This is a genomic window from Scopulibacillus darangshiensis, assembly GCF_004341035.1.
Classification (GTDB): Bacteria; Bacillota; Bacilli; order Bacillales; family Sporolactobacillaceae; genus Scopulibacillus; species Scopulibacillus darangshiensis.
Genome location: NZ_SLXK01000008.1, coordinates 117,766 through 134,114 on the forward strand (window position 1 = coordinate 117,766; position 16,349 = coordinate 134,114).

Consider the following 16,349-nt stretch of genomic DNA (forward strand, 5'->3'; position numbering starts at 1 on the left):
ATTGCATTATTCTAAAAACAGAACATATGTTCTAATAAAATATTAGGAGGTTTTAACATGGCAACAGCAACTGTCAGCTTTGAAATCATTGAACATTATGGTGTTATGAACGAGGAATCGAATGGATGGACAAGGGAACTCAACCAGGTAAGTTGGAATGAACGGGAGCCCAAATACGACATAAGAAGCTGGTCACCTAATAAGGAAAGAATGGGCCGCGGCATCACGCTTACTAAAGAAGAAGTTGCCTCACTTAAGGTCTTCCTTAATCAGCTGTCTTTGTAAATGACCTTTGATTCTAAGCCTTTTCCCTCTTTAGCCACTGATATGATTGCAGCCCCTATAAGCACATCTCTTTTGATCAAGTTACCCGCTCATCACTCTTTTTACTTTGCAAGTAATTTGTATAAGTCTCTGCGCAATAGCTTCTTAGAAGCATTTCTCGGTAATTCATCAACAAAATAAACGTATTTTGGTATTTTATAACCTGCAAGCCGCTCTTTGCAAAAGGAAAACACCTCATTTGGCGAAAGCTCTTGTCCCTCTTTTATTGTGACAAATGCAGCCGGCACCTGTCCCCATTGAGCATGACTGACGCCAATAACACCAGCTTCCTCAATAAAATGATGCTGAAGCAGTACAGCTTCTATTTCTGCTGGATAGACATTCTCTCCGCCAGAAATAATAAGGTCTTTTCGCCTGTCCAAGACATAAAGAAAACCATCATCATCAAGATAGCCAACGTCACCAGTATAAAACCAGCCATCTTGATATACTTTTTCAGTTGCTTCAGGGCGATTTAGATAACCGCTTGTAACATTGGGACCTTTAACGACTATTTCACCCTCCTTGTTCGGTTGCGCCTCAATACTATCCTTCATAATTTTTATCTCAGCCGGAAACAGCGGCTTTCCGGCTGAGCCTAGTTTTTCAATCATATATTCGGGTGCAAGCGTAACGATCTGTGAAGCTGTCTCAGATAAACCATAAGTTTGATAGATGGGGATCCCTTTATCTTTGCAGACCTCTAACATAACTTTTGGTGCAGGGCCTCCTCCTAGCAGCATGCAGCGAAAAGTATCAGGATATGCATCTTCTCCCAGCGTTTCAAGCAGACGTGACAACATCGCACTTACCACCGAAACCATTGTTACGCCTTCATCCTTAATTGCTTGTGTTGCTGCCTCAGGATCGAAAGTGGAATGCAATACAACGGTCATGCCATAAATCACATTTTTCATTAAAATAGATAAGCCGCTGACGTGGAAAAGCGGGACGCAAGAAAGCCATTTATCACCTTGCTGCAAGCCTAGATTAAGCGCTGACCCAACAGCGTTCCACCAGTGATTCCCATTTGTCAGGATAACACCCTTTGGATGTCCTGTAGTGCCAGACGTGTAGATAATTGTGTGCGGCTCTTCTAAGTCAACATGATCAAGCAAAGGCAAATCATTTTCAGTCAGAGCCTTCAGGTCATTTATTGTGATCATAGTTGTCTGTTGCTTTAGACCATGTATTCTAATACCCTGCTCTTCATGCGCTCGATCACATATCAATAGTACTGCCTTACTGTCTTCAATCTGCCAAACTTGTTCCTCGACAGTTAACCGGGTATTTAACGGAACGGAAACCGCACCGATATAAGACACCGCATGGTATAGACACACCAAGTCCAGGCTGTTTTCACACAAAAAGGCGATATGATCAAGCCGCTTTGCCCCTGCTGACTGTAATTTCCTTGCCAGCGATAGTGCCTGCAGATTTAACTCTTCAAAGGTGACCGTTTCATCGCGTGATATGAACGCTTGCCTGTTTGGCGTGAGAAAAGCGCGCTGGCTAAGCCAATTTGGCATTTGCTTTTGATTCATCATGTTGATTTCTCCTTATTCATTCAAAAATTCTTAAAATGCCTTGTTAAAGAATAAAAAACCAAAGCTTGATATCTTCAAGCTCTGGCCTTTTCTTACTATACGATCAAGGAAAACGAGGGAATTTATCAAATTCAGGCTTTCTTTTCTCTTTGAAGGCGTCCCTGCCTTCTTTTGCCTCGTCAGTGGTGTAATAAAGCAATGTCGCATCCCCGCCTAGCTGCTGCAAGCCGGCAAGGCCATCTGTATCCGCGTTAAATGATGCCTTTAAGAATCGGATTGCAGTTGAGCTTTTTTCTAAAATTTCTTTCGCCCACTTAACAGTCTCTTCTTCAAGGTTTTCAAGCGGTACAACAGTGTTTACAAGACCCATATCAAGTGCCTCTTGTGCACTGTACTGACGGCATAAATACCAAATTTCGCGGGCTTTCTTATGACCAACAATTCTTGCAAGGTAACCGGCGCCGTAACCTGCATCAAAGCTGCCGACCCGTGGGCCAGCTTGTCCAAAAATAGCATTATCCGCCGCGATGGTTAAGTCACTTACAACATGCAAAACGTGTCCGCCGCCGACTGCATAACCTGCAACCATAGCAATAACCGGTTTTGGCATAGCTCTCATTAACCGCTGTAAATCAAGAACATTTAGACGGGGAATGTTATCCTCTCCAACATATCCGCCGTGACCGCGTTTGGTCTGATCTCCGCCGGAACAAAAGGCTTTGTCCCCCTTGCCTGTCAAAATGACAACGCCAATGCTTGCATCATCCCTTGCTCTTGCAAAGGCATCAATCAACTCTGTCACCGTATGAGGTGTAAACGCATTATGGACCTCCGGGCGATTGATCGTAATCTTTGCAATACCGTCGTACGTTTCAAATAATATCTCATCATATGTACGAACTGTCTTCCAATCAAATGACATAACAATCTTCATTCCCTTCTTTAATTATAAACCTTCTATCGGAGAACCCTCTTTTAGCATGGTTAACCATCCGTTAGAAGGTGATAGAAATCATCATATACTATTTTATCAAAGATTTCCGGTTGTTCCACGTGTACAGCATGCCCTGTTTGTGTAATCACATTCAGCTTGCCATCTGGAGCCCGATTAACCATCCTTTTCCCGATGTCTAAGAATTTTTGATCAAGGTGGCCGGCGATAAAATATACCTTATCTGATATGGAGGACAAATCATTCCAGAGAGAGGGCTGAATACCTGTCCCCATTCCGCGAAGACTGTTAGCTAACCCCTCCGCTGTTTGTCCCATGCGCTCTGTCCTTATGGCTTGCCTTTTATCAAGCGGCAAATTCTTCTGTGTGGCAAAAAGCGGGAGCTGCTCCCAGTCATCAACAAAAGCTTCCAGCCCTTTTGTCATAATCCGGTCAGCAAGGGCATCATCTCTGTTCTTACGCTCTTTCCGTTCACTTGATTCTATTAACCCAGGTGAACTACTTTCAAGAATGAGATTTCCCACCCTTTCTGGATGATGCACTTTCATATACAGAGCCAGTCGCCCTCCCATTGAATAACCAAGGATGTTAACCTTTTCAATAGCAAGTACATCCAAACATTCAATTAAAGCTGATGCTTCATGTTCCATCGTATAATAGCTGATATGGTTCGGTGCTGTTGTTTGACCATGACCGACAATGTCAACGGCAATAATCTTGTAACGTTTTGACCATTTTTGAATAAAAGGCTCCCAGGTAGCCATAGTTCCCGTAAAGCCATGCAACATTAGAAGCGGTGGACCATCCCCAGCCACATGAACGGACCTGTTAACCCCTAACGTTTCAATGAGATTAATCATCATCTTTTATCACCGACTGAACAGCATATGATATTCTGTTCCAAAGCATCCTATGTTTTTCTGTATTGTCTTTGCGATTGGTCTGAATTTCAATGATTTTTAGACCTTGCACCTTCTGATATGTCAGGTAAGCATCGGCAAATTCTTCCCAGGTAACCGCTTGTTTGTAGTCTGCATTATAAAGATTGGCAACTGCCTCAATATCCAATCCGGCAGGTGTGCCAAAAAGCTGTTCAAAATCAACAGCCTCGCCCGCTTGGGGCAGAAAGGAAAAGATGCCTCCTCCATCATTGTTAACGACAATAATAGTGGCATTAAGGTTATACAGCTTACCTGCAAGCAAACCGTTCATATCATGAAAAAAGGAGAGGTCACCAATCACAAGATTGACCGATTTAGACACAGCGCTAACACCTAAGGCAGTAGAGACAACACCGTCAATGCCATTTGCCCCCCGGTTGGCCATAGTATTAATCCGGCCTGTTTGGTTTAATAAAAATGTGTCAAGATCACGAATTGGCATGCTGTTGCCAACAAATAAATAGGCATTTTTGGGCAAAAGCTTTGATAATTCCGAGATAATCTGGCCTTCATGCCAATGTTTCTCTTCCAGGAACATCTTTATTTCATTTTTAGCCGCTTGATTTACTTTGTTCCAACCCGTAAGCCAACTTGGTTCGGCGGAAGGGTTTGGCGGAAGTTGATTAAGCAGTCTTTTGCATAACCGGATAGGATCAGAGTAGACCATATCAGTCGCGAGCTGTGTGGGCTCACGCCAACCCTCACCCTCATCAATAACGATATAACGACTCGGCTTTATTTTATTCAAATAAAGTAAGAATGGTTTTGATACAGGCATAGCTCCGATACGAATGACGCCATCAGGGATAAAAGTTTCGGTAATTAATGTATCACGAAGAAATGAGTCGAAACAATCAATGATCGGCATTTTATTATGGTTCCCTGTTCTCAATTGTGAAAGAGGATCGGCAAGCACAGGGAAGCCTAAGCGTTCCCCAATTAGAGCTGCCAGCTCAGCCAATTCAGAATTCACCTGCGGCCCAACAACAATCAACCCTCTTTTCAACTGTTGAATAGATCGGGTCAGCTTGTCAAAGTTACTATCCGATATCTCATTTTCACCAGTTACCATGGAAAATTCCGTACTGCTTGTTTTACCGCTGTCCCATATGTTATCCACGGTGAAATCCGGCACAAGCGGCTCGCGAAAAGGAAAGTTGAGATGAACAGGACCCAGCGGTTGAGTCGTAACTGTCATTATGGCCCGCCTTGCGGTCGTTCTAGACAGCAGTAACGTCTGTTCATCAAGACCCGGAAGCGGCATCTCCTGAAACCATTTGACATTATCTCCGTAAAGTTTTATTTGATCAATCGCTTGCGGTGCACCAACCCCCCGCAGCTCATGCGGCCGGTCTGCTGTTAATACAATTAGGGGTACCCTAGATAACTTTGCCTCAACGATTGCCGGATAGTAATTGGCAGCAGCTGTACCTGATGTGCAAAGGAGCGCGGCTGGCCTTCCTGATGCTTTTGCTATACCTAATGCAAAAAATGCTGCGGATCGTTCATCAATATTCATCCACACTCTAATATCCGAATGTGCATTTAACAACATAGCGAGCGGGGTAGATCTGGATCCCGGACTAACGACCACATGCTCCACTCCGCACGCTGAAAGCTCATCTACAAACGCAGCTACGAACCTTGTGAGGCACTCTTGATGTTTCATTCCCATCCGCCCCCTAAGGCCGTCAGCATTGGTGTGAACTTTATTTTTGTTTCAAGGTATTCACTTTGGGGATCTGAATCGGCAACAATTCCGCAGCCTGAGAAAAGAACCGCATTTTCTTTGGTAATTAGTCCCGAGCGAATAGCAACAACAAATTCCCCGTCCCCGTCTTCATCAAACCATCCAATAGGTGCTGAATACCAGCCGCGTTCATACGTTTCACGCTCTCTGATTGCTTCGATAGCTTTTTCAGTTGGCACACCGCCCATGGCGGGTGTTGGGTGAAGCGCTTTTACAACAGATAAAAGAGACAACTCTCGTTTCGTTTCACCTTTTATCGGTGTATAAAGATGTTGAACGTCCTTCGATTTATAGATTTGCGGGGAGTCAGATTTCACAATTTTATCGCATACCTTCCCCATAGCATCGGAGATCATTGTTACAACCATTTGGTGTTCATCACGATTTTTTGGATCGGAGAGTAAGGTCTCACCTAGTTTTTGGTCTTCCTCAGCCGTTTGTCCCCTGCTAATTGTACCGGCCAAACACATGGTATTAAATTTTCCGCCCGCTTTTTTAATTAATCGTTCAGGTGTTGACCCTACGAATGTTGAGGTGCCTTTTTCAAATGCAAAGGTGTAACAATCCGATTGTCTTTCTTGCAAAGCCAATAAAACACTTGATTGATCAAATGTTTTATTGGCAGTCACTGTTGTCGTTCTAGATAGAACAACCTTTTCCATTTCACCCTTATTTATCGCATCTATAGACTTATGGACCATTGCCAACCATTCATTGATCTGGTTTTCTTCAACCATTAGAGACTCACCTTGTGAAGGTGTTGGAATTGTGTTATTTTTCAACAATTGCATCTCCAGATCTATCAATTGGCTTTCTATTGTGCAAGGATCCATATGTTCGTTTACTGACGCATTTATCGATAAAAAACATTGATTCCCTTTAACTGTTAACAGCCAATTTGGAACTGTAAAGTTGGCATCAGGAAAGTCCTTCCATAACCTTGTTTTCATTTGTACTGGATCGAAAGAAAAGCCGCCCATACATACTGGTCCTGTTCCTTTAACATCCACTTCTCTATGGATCACCGCACCTGTAATTACCTTACGCCAATATTCCTCAATTTTTTCGAAACGCTCTTCACCATTGTAAGCTTGAACAACCGCCGAACCAAGACCCACCATTGTGACATCCTCAACATCAGACCAATATATTCTGCTCCCTTTATATAGGATTTCACCGTTTCGGTAAAATACAAGAGGATCGATAAACTCAATTTGTTTGGAGTAACTAACTAGGACGCTCTCCGACAGGAATTGTGCCTTTTTAATTCCCTCTTTTAGATTCTCCAACAATTGATGTTGTTCAATAATTGCCATTTTATCCCTTCTTCACAAGAAAAATGACCGACATCCGCCGCCGGCCCTGCTTCTATAAGAATACACCCGACCGTTTTCCAGTGTCAATTGATGCAAACCAACACCATTAATTAACAATGGACTGTTTTATTACCATTTTACAAATAGCATGTCAACTTAAAAAAGATATTGTTTACGAATTTATGTTGACACCACCCTTTGATTTTCATAAACTTGAAGAGGTTAAAGACTAACCGCCAGTAACTCATGGGAGAGAATTAAACATGACTGAATCAACGGGTAAAATAAATAAAAACACAGGCTTGAAAAAGTGGTGGCACATGCTGAGGCCCCATACACTTACCGCATCCTTTGTCCCTGTCATATTGGGGACAGCAATCGCACTTCCGAAAAGCGGTATTAATATCCCTTTATTCATCGCTATGCTTCTTGCATCGATGTTAATCCAAATCGCTACAAACCTTTTTAATGAGTATTTCGACTTCAAACGCGGCCTCGATACAGAGGAATCCATAGGGATTGGCGGCACCATTGTTCGGGACGGTGTACGGCCGGAAACAGTTTTAAGACTGGCTTATATCTTGTGTCTAACGGCTACCTTAATTGGGGTATATATATGCATCGAGAGCAGTTGGTGGCTGGCAGTTGTCGGCTGTATTTGCATGATGGCCGGTTACTTTTATTCTGGGGGCCCATATCCTATTGCTTATACACCCTTCGGGGAATTGGCCGCGGGATTATTCATGGGTGTCGTCATCATCTTAATATCCTTTTTTATCCAAACAGATACAATAACTATAAATAGCATTCTCATCTCCGTTCCAATAGGCCTTTTAGTTGGAGGTATTAACATGGCCAATAATATCCGGGACCTTGATGGTGACAAGGAAAAAGGAAGACAGACCTTACCGATATTATTGGGAAGGAGCCGCGCTATCACGGTTCTTGCCGGGTTATTCGTCGTTTCTTACCTTTGGATCATTGGTTTAATGCTCTTTGGTGTTGAATCCGCATGGCTCTTGGTTGTCTTTGCTAGCCTGCCAAAGGCCTATCAGGCAACGAAACTTTTTACCGGAAAGACAAAATCTATACAACTAATGCCCGCCATGAAGGCAACCGCACAGATGACAACAATGTTCGGTTTTCTTTTGTCGCTTGGCCTTATCCTTGATTACATTATAAACCTATAATCTAAAAAGGAGGCAGCCATGTTGGCTGTCTCCTTTTGTATAAATGTTAAAGTTTATTCACTTTAAAGTATTTTCCTAGTGGCCGCCGTGTCATGCTATATCGCCCAGATACTTTGGAACGCCTTGAGTGTGAACACTTTGATCGTTTAGAACGTTTAGAAGATCTGGCGTGCTTTGAACTGTGCGAGCGCCCTGAGCGCCTGGAGGTGCCGGATCGGCGTGAACGAACCGATTGCCATGAGCTTCTGGATCGGCTTGATCGCCGGGAACGGCCCGATTGCCATGAGCTTTGGGACCGGCTTGAACGGCATGACCTTACTGAATGCCATGAGCTTCTGGATCGGTTTGATCGCCGGGAACGGCCCGATTGCCATGAGCTCCTGGACCTGCCTGAACAGCTGGAACATCCTGATTGCCTTGAGCTCCTGGACCTGCTCGAACGGCGGGAGCGTCCTGATTGTCTTGAGCCCCTGGACCTGCTCGAACGGCGGGAGCGTCCTGATTGCCTTGAGCTCCTGGACCTGCTCGAACGGCGGGAGCGTCCTGATTGCCTTGAGCCCCTGGACCTGCTCGAACGGCGGGAGCGTCCTGATTGCCATGAGCTCCTGGACCTGCTTGAACGGCGGGAGCGTCCTGATTGCCATGAGCTCCTGGACCTGCTTGAACGGCGGGAGCGTCCTGATTGCCTTGAGCTTCTGGATCCGCTTGACCTTCGGGAGCGTCCTGTTTGTCTAGATGTTCCTGACTTTCTTGATTTATGTCCTGATCTGCTTGCTTTCGATGACTTGCCTGACCTATGATCCTCTTCGTATGGGTCATTGTACATGAATTCATCTGCGCCAGTTTGGCTAGCTAAATTTATCGCTTCCCAAACACCATTGCTTCTTCGGCCAGATTGATTACTTTTTGAGGACCGCCAATTACGAGACGACCTTTCATTATCATTTTGCAATAATCTTCCCCCTCATCATATTAATCACTACCTATATCTGCATATTATGTATTGACACAATTCTGGGTATGGTCTGGTTGATTATTTCTAAAAAAATTCTTCTGATTAGTTAAAAAGCCTATGGATTTACCTTAAAAAAAAGGAAAAAAAGCCAAACACATGATAACTGTTTGACTTTTGTAAAGCGAGATCATTTTTCCCATTTTGCCATTTTAACTGGATGCTATTTCAATGAGGCGCTTGTTTGGGGTGTCAGTAAATAAGCCTCCGTGATAACAAATGACTGCTTCGATATCAAGATCTAAGAACTTATTTATAGATTCCATAGCAGTCGCCATATCAAGCGTAGTTTGCTGAACAGGGCCCCGCAAGATGCCATTATGGATGATCATGGCATCCCCGGCAATAAGTGTTTTGCTTTGCCTCAAATAAAGGCTGATATGCCCTGGAGCATGACCCGGTGTATAGATAATCTGCATCCCTCCACAAACAGGCAGCACTTCACCTTCCGCCAGAGTCTTATCAACCTTAGCTTTCGGCGGATTTGAATAAAGGGCTATCACTTCTTCCGGAAGAGCTTCTAATGCATCACTGCTCATGCGGCTGGTGTCTGTTTTAATTAGGGGCATTTCCCCTTCAATGTAGGGTTTGTCACGCTCATGGGCATAAACCTTAATAGCGCCGCCGGATTCTTGCACAATCTCAGGGAGACTGCCGATGTGGTCAATATCCTGATGTGTCAAAATTACCGCTTTTAATTTGTCAAAGGAAACGCCTGCTTCACTCATAGCTGAGCGTAATTGCTGGTACTGTCCCGGCATGCCAGTATCAACCAGTACCGCTGACTCATGATCCCAAATCAGTGTTGGGTGTAATACATCCCTATGCCCGAATGCTTCAATCTCCAATTCAATCATTTCCAAACCATTTGCAATTCTCATTGCTTTTCCCCTCCCCGAAATTTACTAAACTAATTTATTATAGCTGCTATGCGGGATCTTCTCCAAAAAGGGACTTACCTCCCCCAATGAAAAAAGATGGAGCTCATGCATAGCCCTGGTGCACGCCGTATAAAAAAGCTTCCTTTCAGATTCCTTGCTATATTTGGTCCTCGATGCGTCGTAAATAATAACAGCATCAAATTCAATGCCTTTAGCCAAGTAGGCTGGAATGATTACTGTCCCCTTTGTAAATGCATGTGTTTCCCTGTCCATTAACTGAATTGCAGTCCGGTTCCTTAACTCATCATAAGCTTCAATACATTCCGCCATCGTTTTGCAAATAACAGCGATCGTTTGCAATCCCTTTGACTGAAGATTATTAACACGGTCCAGTATTTTTTTATGCACGGATTTTGCATCCTCTGCCTGAGTTAATGTCGGTTTATCACCATCGCGATTAAACGGTACAATCCGTTCTCCCTCTTTAACGAGTTTTTTTGTAAACTCTACAATAGGCCGTGTTGATCGGTAACTTCTCGTCAGTGTAATTTTTTCATAAGGTTCAGTTATGCTCATTTCCGAAGAAAAAAATGATGCCGTATTCAATGCATGCGCATAAATAGCCTGGTTAAAGTCTCCCAGAAGCGTCATTTTAGCGTTGGGAAATAGCACCTTAAGATAAGCGAATTGAAAGGGTGAATAGTCCTGAGCCTCATCGATCGATACATGGCGGATATTAGAATATATATTCCGGCCCAAAAGTTGGGTTTGAAAATATAAATACGGTGTAACATCCTCCCACGTCAAATCGTTCCGATCCAACTGTTCTAAAGTAAACTTGCAAATCTGATCCCAGTTCTCTGTATCTGCCTTAACAAATGGCTCACCCCCGGATTTAAATAACTGACAGTAGGTGCTCTTGATATCAATAAAGGCTAATCTTTTAATATCGTCCTTTATTGGCTTAAAACGTCTTTTCACAACCATTTCCCCTAATATTTCCTGCTCTCGGTCAAAGTCATCAAAGGAATCATCGGTCCACGGGTTTTTCTTCTGCAGCTTTTTAAAAGCTACCAAATAATCCTCTTTATCTAACAGCTGGACTTCGCTTTCCACCCACTGTTCTTGCCATTCTGACCGCTCGATCTCTTTCAATTTAGCCAACAGCCATTCTGCAACAAACTCCATCCTGCTCCGAATTGACATGGAGGAGCTCAGACCATAGAAATAGTCATTTATGACTCGGGCTTCTAGCAGTGTTCTGCCACGAAAGGTAATGTCTTTGAAAATCAGTCCTTCTCGGGCTAAAACCGTTGTATACTTATCAATCACTTTTTTAAATGCCAGACTCGATTTAATGAGAATGTTAGCCATTCTATTTTGGCTGTCCGCACTATCTCCGTTAACTAAAAAATTCTCCATCTGTTCAAAGGAATCTTCAAAACGAAAAGAGTCGCCAAGCCGTTCCTCTATATATTCATTGTAGGTTGTCTGCCGTATATTCTCTTCCCCCAATTCAGGAAGGACTGACCGCACATAACTATTAAATAGTGGGTTTGGTGAAAATAAAACCATATTTCCATTGTTCAGCGTTTCGCGGTGAGTGTATAACAAATAGGCTACCCGCTGCAATGCTGCGGAAGTTTTGCCGCTCCCAGCCACACCTTGAACAATCAGGATTTTACTTTTCTCATTACGGATAATTTGATTTTGCTCTTTTTGAATGGTTGCCACAATATTCTTCATCTTAGTACTCGCATGAGCCCCAAGCAATTCCTGAAGTAATTGATCTCCAATTGTCACACCTGTGTCAAAGAGCCCTTCCAGCACACCATGTTTGATAATAAACTGCCTTTTTAACATCATATCCCCAGAAATAGAGCCCTCTGGCGTCCTATAATGAACAGGACCAGGATAATAATCATAATACAAACTTGAAATCGGAGCGCGCCAGTCATAGATCAGGAAGTCTTCATCCTTTTCATCCATTAGTGACGCGATACCTATATATATTTGATCTGCTTCACGGTCATTTTCTTCCAAAAAATCAATGCGGCCAAAATAGGGGGAATGTTGCAAACGGTCAAGTGTTTTCATCCTTGCATGCATGCGCCCGTGGTTTCTTTCTCTTTCCGAAAGCACTTCTGCCTGCTGGCGAATGCTAGCTTCCGTTTCTATAATGTCATCAGGTTCATCGATATTAACCGTTACATCATCCCAAAAATTCTTTCGAAAGCTAATGATGCCTTGCCTCAAGTCACCCGCCTGATCCTTTAATCGATCCTGCTTCTGTTCAATGATCCCTTTGATGACAACCAAACGCTCTCGCTCTTCTTGCCATTCCTTGTTATTGCCGCTCACGGTACACCTTCACTCCTTCGCTAAGAAACTTCGAGTTAAGACTTGACAATCCGCCGGATTAAGTGTATAGTATAATTAGATAGATATAATAATTGTACAAAAAACGGAAGTCAAAGTTGATTATAACATCTCAAAGATAAAATTATCAAGCTATTTTTTTAAAAAAACCGGGCAAAGTATGCCCGGTTTTTGTTCATTTCTATAATTGTAATGTTTCGATCGCGGCAAGCCTTCCACTTTCGTTTCCAACATTGGTTCTAAATTCTATCGCCGCATTTAGCATATCTTCTAACTGCTGGCGATCAGAGAGAATGTGACTGAGTGTTTCATGGCGTACTTCTTTGTTAAGAAATTCAGTAACAAGACACCCTATAAAGGCTTCTTCCATCCCTCTCCCGTCTAACGGCTCTTCATTTGGCCCATTTAGATGGCCGCGTTCCCTTCCCGTTACATAAGTAAGTGTCTGATCCTTTCTAAGGATAACCATCAATTTTGTTTTCCCGACGAATAACATTTTGACTGCCTCATATTCGTCTTGCCGGTCAGCCAAAAATTTAAGTTCCTCCTCAGTTAAAACCAAGATATGTGCATGAGGAGCAGTGTGAAAAAGCGTTTCTCTCGCCATTTTCTCATTCGGCCAGTCATTTATTGATAAACGCGGTGCAAAGACAATGATGCTGCCTTTCTTTCCCGCGGACTTCAGTGCTTTTTCTACTGCTCCCCTTGCTGGATTTTGGACAAGTGAGGCTGATGCGTAATATAATATGTCACCGTTCTTAAACCAAGCTTCATCAATGTCATCTGGTTTCAAGGTCGTGTCAGCCGAACCTTGCCTGTAAAAGATATCCTGTTCCTTATCTCCGTTAACAGCGGTAAAGCTAATTGCAGTTTGGTTCTTTACTTTGCCCAGATGAACCGTATCTACTCCGCATTTTGAAAGCTTTTCAATAAGATAGTCTCCGAACACATCATTGCCGATTTTACCGATCATGGCACTCTTTTTCCCGAGTAGTGAGACCACACCTGCAACAATTGCCGGCGCCCCGGCTGCTTCACGGTCAAACGTCCCAGTGTCTTTTAGCACGGATTGATGGTCATGAGGTACAAATTCCACCATCGCTTCACCAATTGTTAAACATTTATTATTATCCATGACATTCACCGTCCCACATTTCATTAAAATCGTATCTCGCAAAATAAAGCTCCTCTATATCTTTCGTATGGACAGGTGTTTTTTGAAGTATATCGGTCAACAAACATCCTATAACTTATATTTTTCCATGACTTTTTCTATGTTAGAATGAATAGTGTAAAGAAAACTTAAAAGAGGGTTCGCAATTCCCGCCCCTCTGTAAACAAAACTAGGGAGCGTTTGAATGAAATAAAACAGGCATTAATTTAAACTGCTTGTTTTTCAGTCACGCTCTCCTCGAATGGAGAGTTTTTTTCATTTGGCACTCTCCTTACTTCACTAATAAAGGAGATTTTTTTATGTTTCAAATCCCAAAGGATGTCCAAAAACTGGACATCGATATAAAACGTGATCAGTTAAAATATCATCAAAAACGCGTTGCGGTCACAAAACATTTTACATTTGATGCCGCCCACCATCTTCACTGTTATGAAGGCAAATGCAAAAGTCTCCACGGACATACCTACAAACTCGCCGTGACAATCAGCGGCTTTGTCAATGAGATCGGTATAGCCGTCGATTTTTCCGACATTAAAGCCCTTTTCAAAAAAGTGATTGAAGAAAAATTAGACCATCGATATTTAAATGAAGTCCTTCCGCCGATGAACACCACGGCAGAAAACATGATTGTATGGATGTGGGAATCATTGGATGAGAGAATGGCGGACATTGGCCTAAAATCTCAGGGGAATCGGCTAGAGGAATTGACTCTGTTCGAAACACCAACAAGTTCGGCTACATTAAAAAGGGAATGGATGATGATCGATGAGGACTAATTGGACATTGCCATCAAAAGAGGAGTACGGGAATTGGACATTGCCGATGGTTGAAATCTTTGAAACGGTGGAGGGAGAAGGCATGGGACAAGGTCTCCCGACTGTATTTGTAAGAGTCTTCCACTGTAATCTCAGATGTACTTGGTGTGACACACCATACAGTTATGCCCCCGAGAAACCCGAATTCGAAGCAACCATTGATGATATTGTTGAAAAGGTTTCAACATTCCCGAGCAGGCGCATTTGTTTTACAGGAGGCGAACCATTGATTCATCGGCAAAAATCAGCGGCCTTAATCAAAGCAATGGCTGAGCTTGATCATATTGTTGATATTCATATAGAAACAAATGGCGCCATTGATCTCATGCCTTTCGATGAGCTGCGCCGTTCAGATGATTTGCTAATGAGTAAAGTTCGATTTGTTATGGATTATAAACTCCCGGATTCCGGGGAAACCGATAAAATGGTTCATTCAAATTTTGATTGCTTGATGGAACAGGATGAGGTTAAGTTCGTCATCGCAGGTGATGAAGACTTCGATTATGCCAAAAGGGTTGTCTCCAAATACAACAGCAGCGGACAGGTGTTGTTTAGTCCCGTATGGGAAGCAATGGCGCCCGACCGGCTTGTAGAAAAAGTCTTAGCCGAACCGCTGCCTGATGTAAAAATTAGTATGCAGCTTCACAAAGTCATTTGGGATCCAAATAGAAGAGGTGTGTAAAACATGGAAGAAAAAGCAGTGATAGTATTAAGCGGCGGCCTTGACAGCACAACATGCATGGGGATAGCTAAGAATGAAGGCTATGAATTATACCCGATCACTTTCCAATATGGTCAGCGCCATGATCGTGAAGTCGAACAGGCAAAAAAGATTGCTGAACATTATGATATCAGGGAACATCGGATTGTTGATATTAGTTTTTTTCAGCAAATCGGCGGCAGTGCCTTAACTGATCAGTCGATTGACGTTCCTGAAACTATGGTTGAGGGTGACATTCCGGTTACTTATGTTCCGGCACGCAACATGATCTTCTTGTCGCTAGCCAGCGCATACGCTGAGGTTATCGGCGCCGAAGCCATTTACATCGGCGTGTCATCAGTCGATTATAGCGGCTATCCCGATTGCCGACCTGAATTTATTAAAAGTATGAACAAAACGGTGAATTTGGCAACTAAAGTTGGCGTCAGCGACAAAGGCATGGTGATCAACACGCCGCTCATGCACCTAACAAAGGCCGAAACAATTATTGAGGGAATAAAGCTAAATGTCCCTTATCATCTGACAACTTCTTGCTACAATGGTGAAGATAAAGCCTGCGGTACATGTGACAGCTGCCAGCTGCGCCTTAAGGGATTTTTGGAAGCTGGTGAAAAGGACCCTATCCCTTACAAAGATAGGTAACATAAACTAAAGAAAGTTTGATTTTCGCCAAACCTTCCATGGTGTCGGAAAGTTTTACTTTCTGATTAACTAAAATAAAAAGTGTGCACCATTCATCTTAAAGAATGAATGTTGCACACTAATTTTCACCGCTATTTTTTATTTTCTCATACACCAAAACCATCCTCTCGGGATTAAGCTATATCGGGGTACTTGACACCTTCAAACACTATGCTTACCGGGGCTGACTTCTCCTTCTCGTATTCTTGGCTAAGCTTTTGCGCTTTTGTAAACGCATCAAACATATGCCTTGATTCGATCATTTCTTTCCATTTGGTCGGCTCGCCAGAACCAGTTTCAAATAAAAAGACGTATTGTTTCACCGTTGTTCACCTCCTCATCTCAATTGAAATTATAACCATTATACATACCTCTATCGGCAAATGTAAGCCTTTGCATAATAAAGTGGTGACAATTATGTTAACAACTCACCTAAGCTTAAAATTTATTACCACTATTCCCTTTTTCAAATAGCGGCGACGATTGCGTCCACTTTGCGTCCTTTTGAGTGTCGACTGCGTCCTCTTTAGGGACTTCTGCGTCGATTGCGCTGATCATTGCGTCTTCGGCATGGGCTCTGCGTCCTCAGTAGTGACGTCCGCGTCCTCCTCAGGGATTTCTGCGTCGAGTTCGATAATCATTGCGTCTTCGGCATGGGCTCTGCGT

General features: G+C 43.1%; 15 protein-coding genes. 5 read left to right on the forward strand and 10 right to left on the reverse strand.

Going from position 1 to position 16,349, the window contains the following annotated elements; translation table 11 throughout:
• Positions 1-57: 57 nt before the first annotated feature.
• Entirely contained in the window at positions 58-285 is a 228-nt protein-coding gene (locus EV207_RS08005; protein ID WP_132745461.1) for a YdbC family protein, read from the forward strand.
• Positions 286-386: 101 nt separating this feature from the next.
• Here EV207_RS08005 and EV207_RS08010 read toward each other — a convergent pair whose 3' ends face one another.
• The 5 genes from EV207_RS08010 to EV207_RS08030 form a co-directional block, all read right to left on the reverse strand.
• Positions 387-1,868 (reverse strand): o-succinylbenzoate--CoA ligase, encoded by a 1,482-nt coding sequence (locus EV207_RS08010; protein WP_132745504.1) that lies wholly within the window; start codon positions 1,866-1,868, stop codon positions 387-389.
• 106 nt (positions 1,869-1,974) lie between these two features.
• Entirely contained in the window at positions 1,975-2,793 is an 819-nt protein-coding gene (menB, locus tag EV207_RS08015; protein WP_132745506.1) for a 1,4-dihydroxy-2-naphthoyl-CoA synthase, read from the reverse strand.
• 62 nt (positions 2,794-2,855) lie between these two features.
• Positions 2,856-3,686, reverse strand: a complete 831-nt coding sequence (gene menH / locus EV207_RS08020; protein WP_243646990.1) for a 2-succinyl-6-hydroxy-2,4-cyclohexadiene-1-carboxylate synthase — start codon at positions 3,684-3,686, stop codon at positions 2,856-2,858.
• The gene (gene menD, locus EV207_RS08025) at positions 3,676-5,433 is read right to left on the reverse strand and encodes a 2-succinyl-5-enolpyruvyl-6-hydroxy-3-cyclohexene-1-carboxylic-acid synthase (RefSeq protein ID WP_132745463.1); all 1,758 of its coding nucleotides are present in this window, start codon (positions 5,431-5,433) and stop codon (positions 3,676-3,678) included. The genes menH and menD overlap by 11 nt, the downstream gene beginning before the upstream one ends.
• Entirely contained in the window at positions 5,430-6,830 is a 1,401-nt protein-coding gene (locus tag EV207_RS08030; protein ID WP_132745465.1) for an isochorismate synthase, read from the reverse strand. The genes menD and EV207_RS08030 overlap by 4 nt, the downstream gene beginning before the upstream one ends.
• Positions 6,831-7,093: 263 nt before the next feature.
• Between EV207_RS08030 and EV207_RS08035 the strand changes: the two genes are divergently transcribed.
• Positions 7,094-8,020 (forward strand): 1,4-dihydroxy-2-naphthoate polyprenyltransferase, encoded by a 927-nt coding sequence (locus EV207_RS08035; protein ID WP_132745467.1) that lies wholly within the window; start codon positions 7,094-7,096, stop codon positions 8,018-8,020.
• Between the two features lie 155 nt (positions 8,021-8,175).
• Here EV207_RS08035 and EV207_RS08040 read toward each other — a convergent pair whose 3' ends face one another.
• The 4 genes from EV207_RS08040 to EV207_RS08055 form a co-directional block, all read right to left on the reverse strand.
• Entirely contained in the window at positions 8,176-8,664 is a 489-nt protein-coding gene (locus tag EV207_RS08040; protein ID WP_132745469.1) for a hypothetical protein, read from the reverse strand.
• A 520-nt stretch (positions 8,665-9,184) separates the two neighbouring features.
• Positions 9,185-9,913, reverse strand: a complete 729-nt coding sequence (locus EV207_RS08045; protein WP_132745471.1) for an MBL fold metallo-hydrolase — start codon at positions 9,911-9,913, stop codon at positions 9,185-9,187.
• A 24-nt stretch (positions 9,914-9,937) separates the two neighbouring features.
• On the reverse strand, positions 9,938-12,274 hold the full coding sequence (gene helD, locus EV207_RS08050; protein WP_132745472.1) for an RNA polymerase recycling motor HelD: 2,337 nt from the start codon (positions 12,272-12,274) through the stop codon (positions 9,938-9,940).
• Positions 12,275-12,473: 199 nt separating this feature from the next.
• Positions 12,474-13,469, reverse strand: coding sequence for a PfkB family carbohydrate kinase (locus EV207_RS08055; protein WP_132745474.1), 996 nt, complete (start codon positions 13,467-13,469; stop codon positions 12,474-12,476).
• A gap of 296 nt (positions 13,470-13,765) precedes the next feature.
• Between EV207_RS08055 and queD the strand changes: the two genes are divergently transcribed.
• From queD to queC, 3 genes are read left to right on the forward strand one after another with little or no spacing between them, the layout of a single operon-like run.
• Positions 13,766-14,242, forward strand: coding sequence for a 6-carboxytetrahydropterin synthase QueD (gene queD / locus EV207_RS08060; RefSeq protein ID WP_132745476.1), 477 nt, complete (start codon positions 13,766-13,768; stop codon positions 14,240-14,242).
• Positions 14,232-14,963: a 7-carboxy-7-deazaguanine synthase QueE gene (locus EV207_RS08065; RefSeq protein WP_132745478.1), complete on the forward strand. Its 732-nt coding sequence runs from the start codon at positions 14,232-14,234 to the stop codon at positions 14,961-14,963. Before queD ends, EV207_RS08065 begins: the two co-directional genes overlap by 11 nt.
• Positions 14,964-14,966: 3 nt before the next feature.
• Positions 14,967-15,644, forward strand: a complete 678-nt coding sequence (queC, locus tag EV207_RS08070) for a 7-cyano-7-deazaguanine synthase QueC (RefSeq protein WP_132745480.1) — start codon at positions 14,967-14,969, stop codon at positions 15,642-15,644.
• A gap of 173 nt (positions 15,645-15,817) precedes the next feature.
• Here the strand turns inward: queC and EV207_RS08075 are convergent, their stop codons facing one another.
• On the reverse strand, positions 15,818-16,006 hold the full coding sequence (locus EV207_RS08075) for a hypothetical protein (protein ID WP_132745482.1): 189 nt from the start codon (positions 16,004-16,006) through the stop codon (positions 15,818-15,820).
• Between the last annotated feature and the right edge of the window lie 343 nt (positions 16,007-16,349).

Excerpts from the sequence above, each read along its gene's own strand:
- EV207_RS08005 (WP_132745461.1), top strand. The coding sequence starts at position 58 with ATGGCAACAGCAACTGTCAGCTTTGAAATCATTGAACATTATGGTGTT.
- EV207_RS08010 (WP_132745504.1), bottom strand. The coding sequence starts at position 1,868 with ATGAATCAAAAGCAAATGCCAAATTGGCTTAGCCAGCGCGCTTTTCTC.
- menB (WP_132745506.1), bottom strand. The coding sequence starts at position 2,793 with ATGTCATTTGATTGGAAGACAGTTCGTACATATGATGAGATATTATTT.
- menH (WP_243646990.1), bottom strand. The coding sequence starts at position 3,686 with ATGATGATTAATCTCATTGAAACGTTAGGGGTTAACAGGTCCGTTCAT.
- menD (WP_132745463.1), bottom strand. The coding sequence starts at position 5,433 with ATGAAACATCAAGAGTGCCTCACAAGGTTCGTAGCTGCGTTTGTAGAT.
- EV207_RS08030 (WP_132745465.1), bottom strand. The coding sequence starts at position 6,830 with ATGGCAATTATTGAACAACATCAATTGTTGGAGAATCTAAAAGAGGGA.
- EV207_RS08035 (WP_132745467.1), top strand. The coding sequence starts at position 7,094 with ATGACTGAATCAACGGGTAAAATAAATAAAAACACAGGCTTGAAAAAG.
- EV207_RS08040 (WP_132745469.1), bottom strand. The coding sequence starts at position 8,664 with ATGGCAATCAGGACGCTCCCGCCGTTCAAGCAGGTCCAGGAGCTCATG.
- EV207_RS08045 (WP_132745471.1), bottom strand. The coding sequence starts at position 9,913 with ATGAGAATTGCAAATGGTTTGGAAATGATTGAATTGGAGATTGAAGCA.
- queD (WP_132745476.1), top strand. The coding sequence starts at position 13,766 with ATGTTTCAAATCCCAAAGGATGTCCAAAAACTGGACATCGATATAAAA.
- EV207_RS08065 (WP_132745478.1), top strand. The coding sequence starts at position 14,232 with ATGAGGACTAATTGGACATTGCCATCAAAAGAGGAGTACGGGAATTGG.
- queC (WP_132745480.1), top strand. The coding sequence starts at position 14,967 with ATGGAAGAAAAAGCAGTGATAGTATTAAGCGGCGGCCTTGACAGCACA.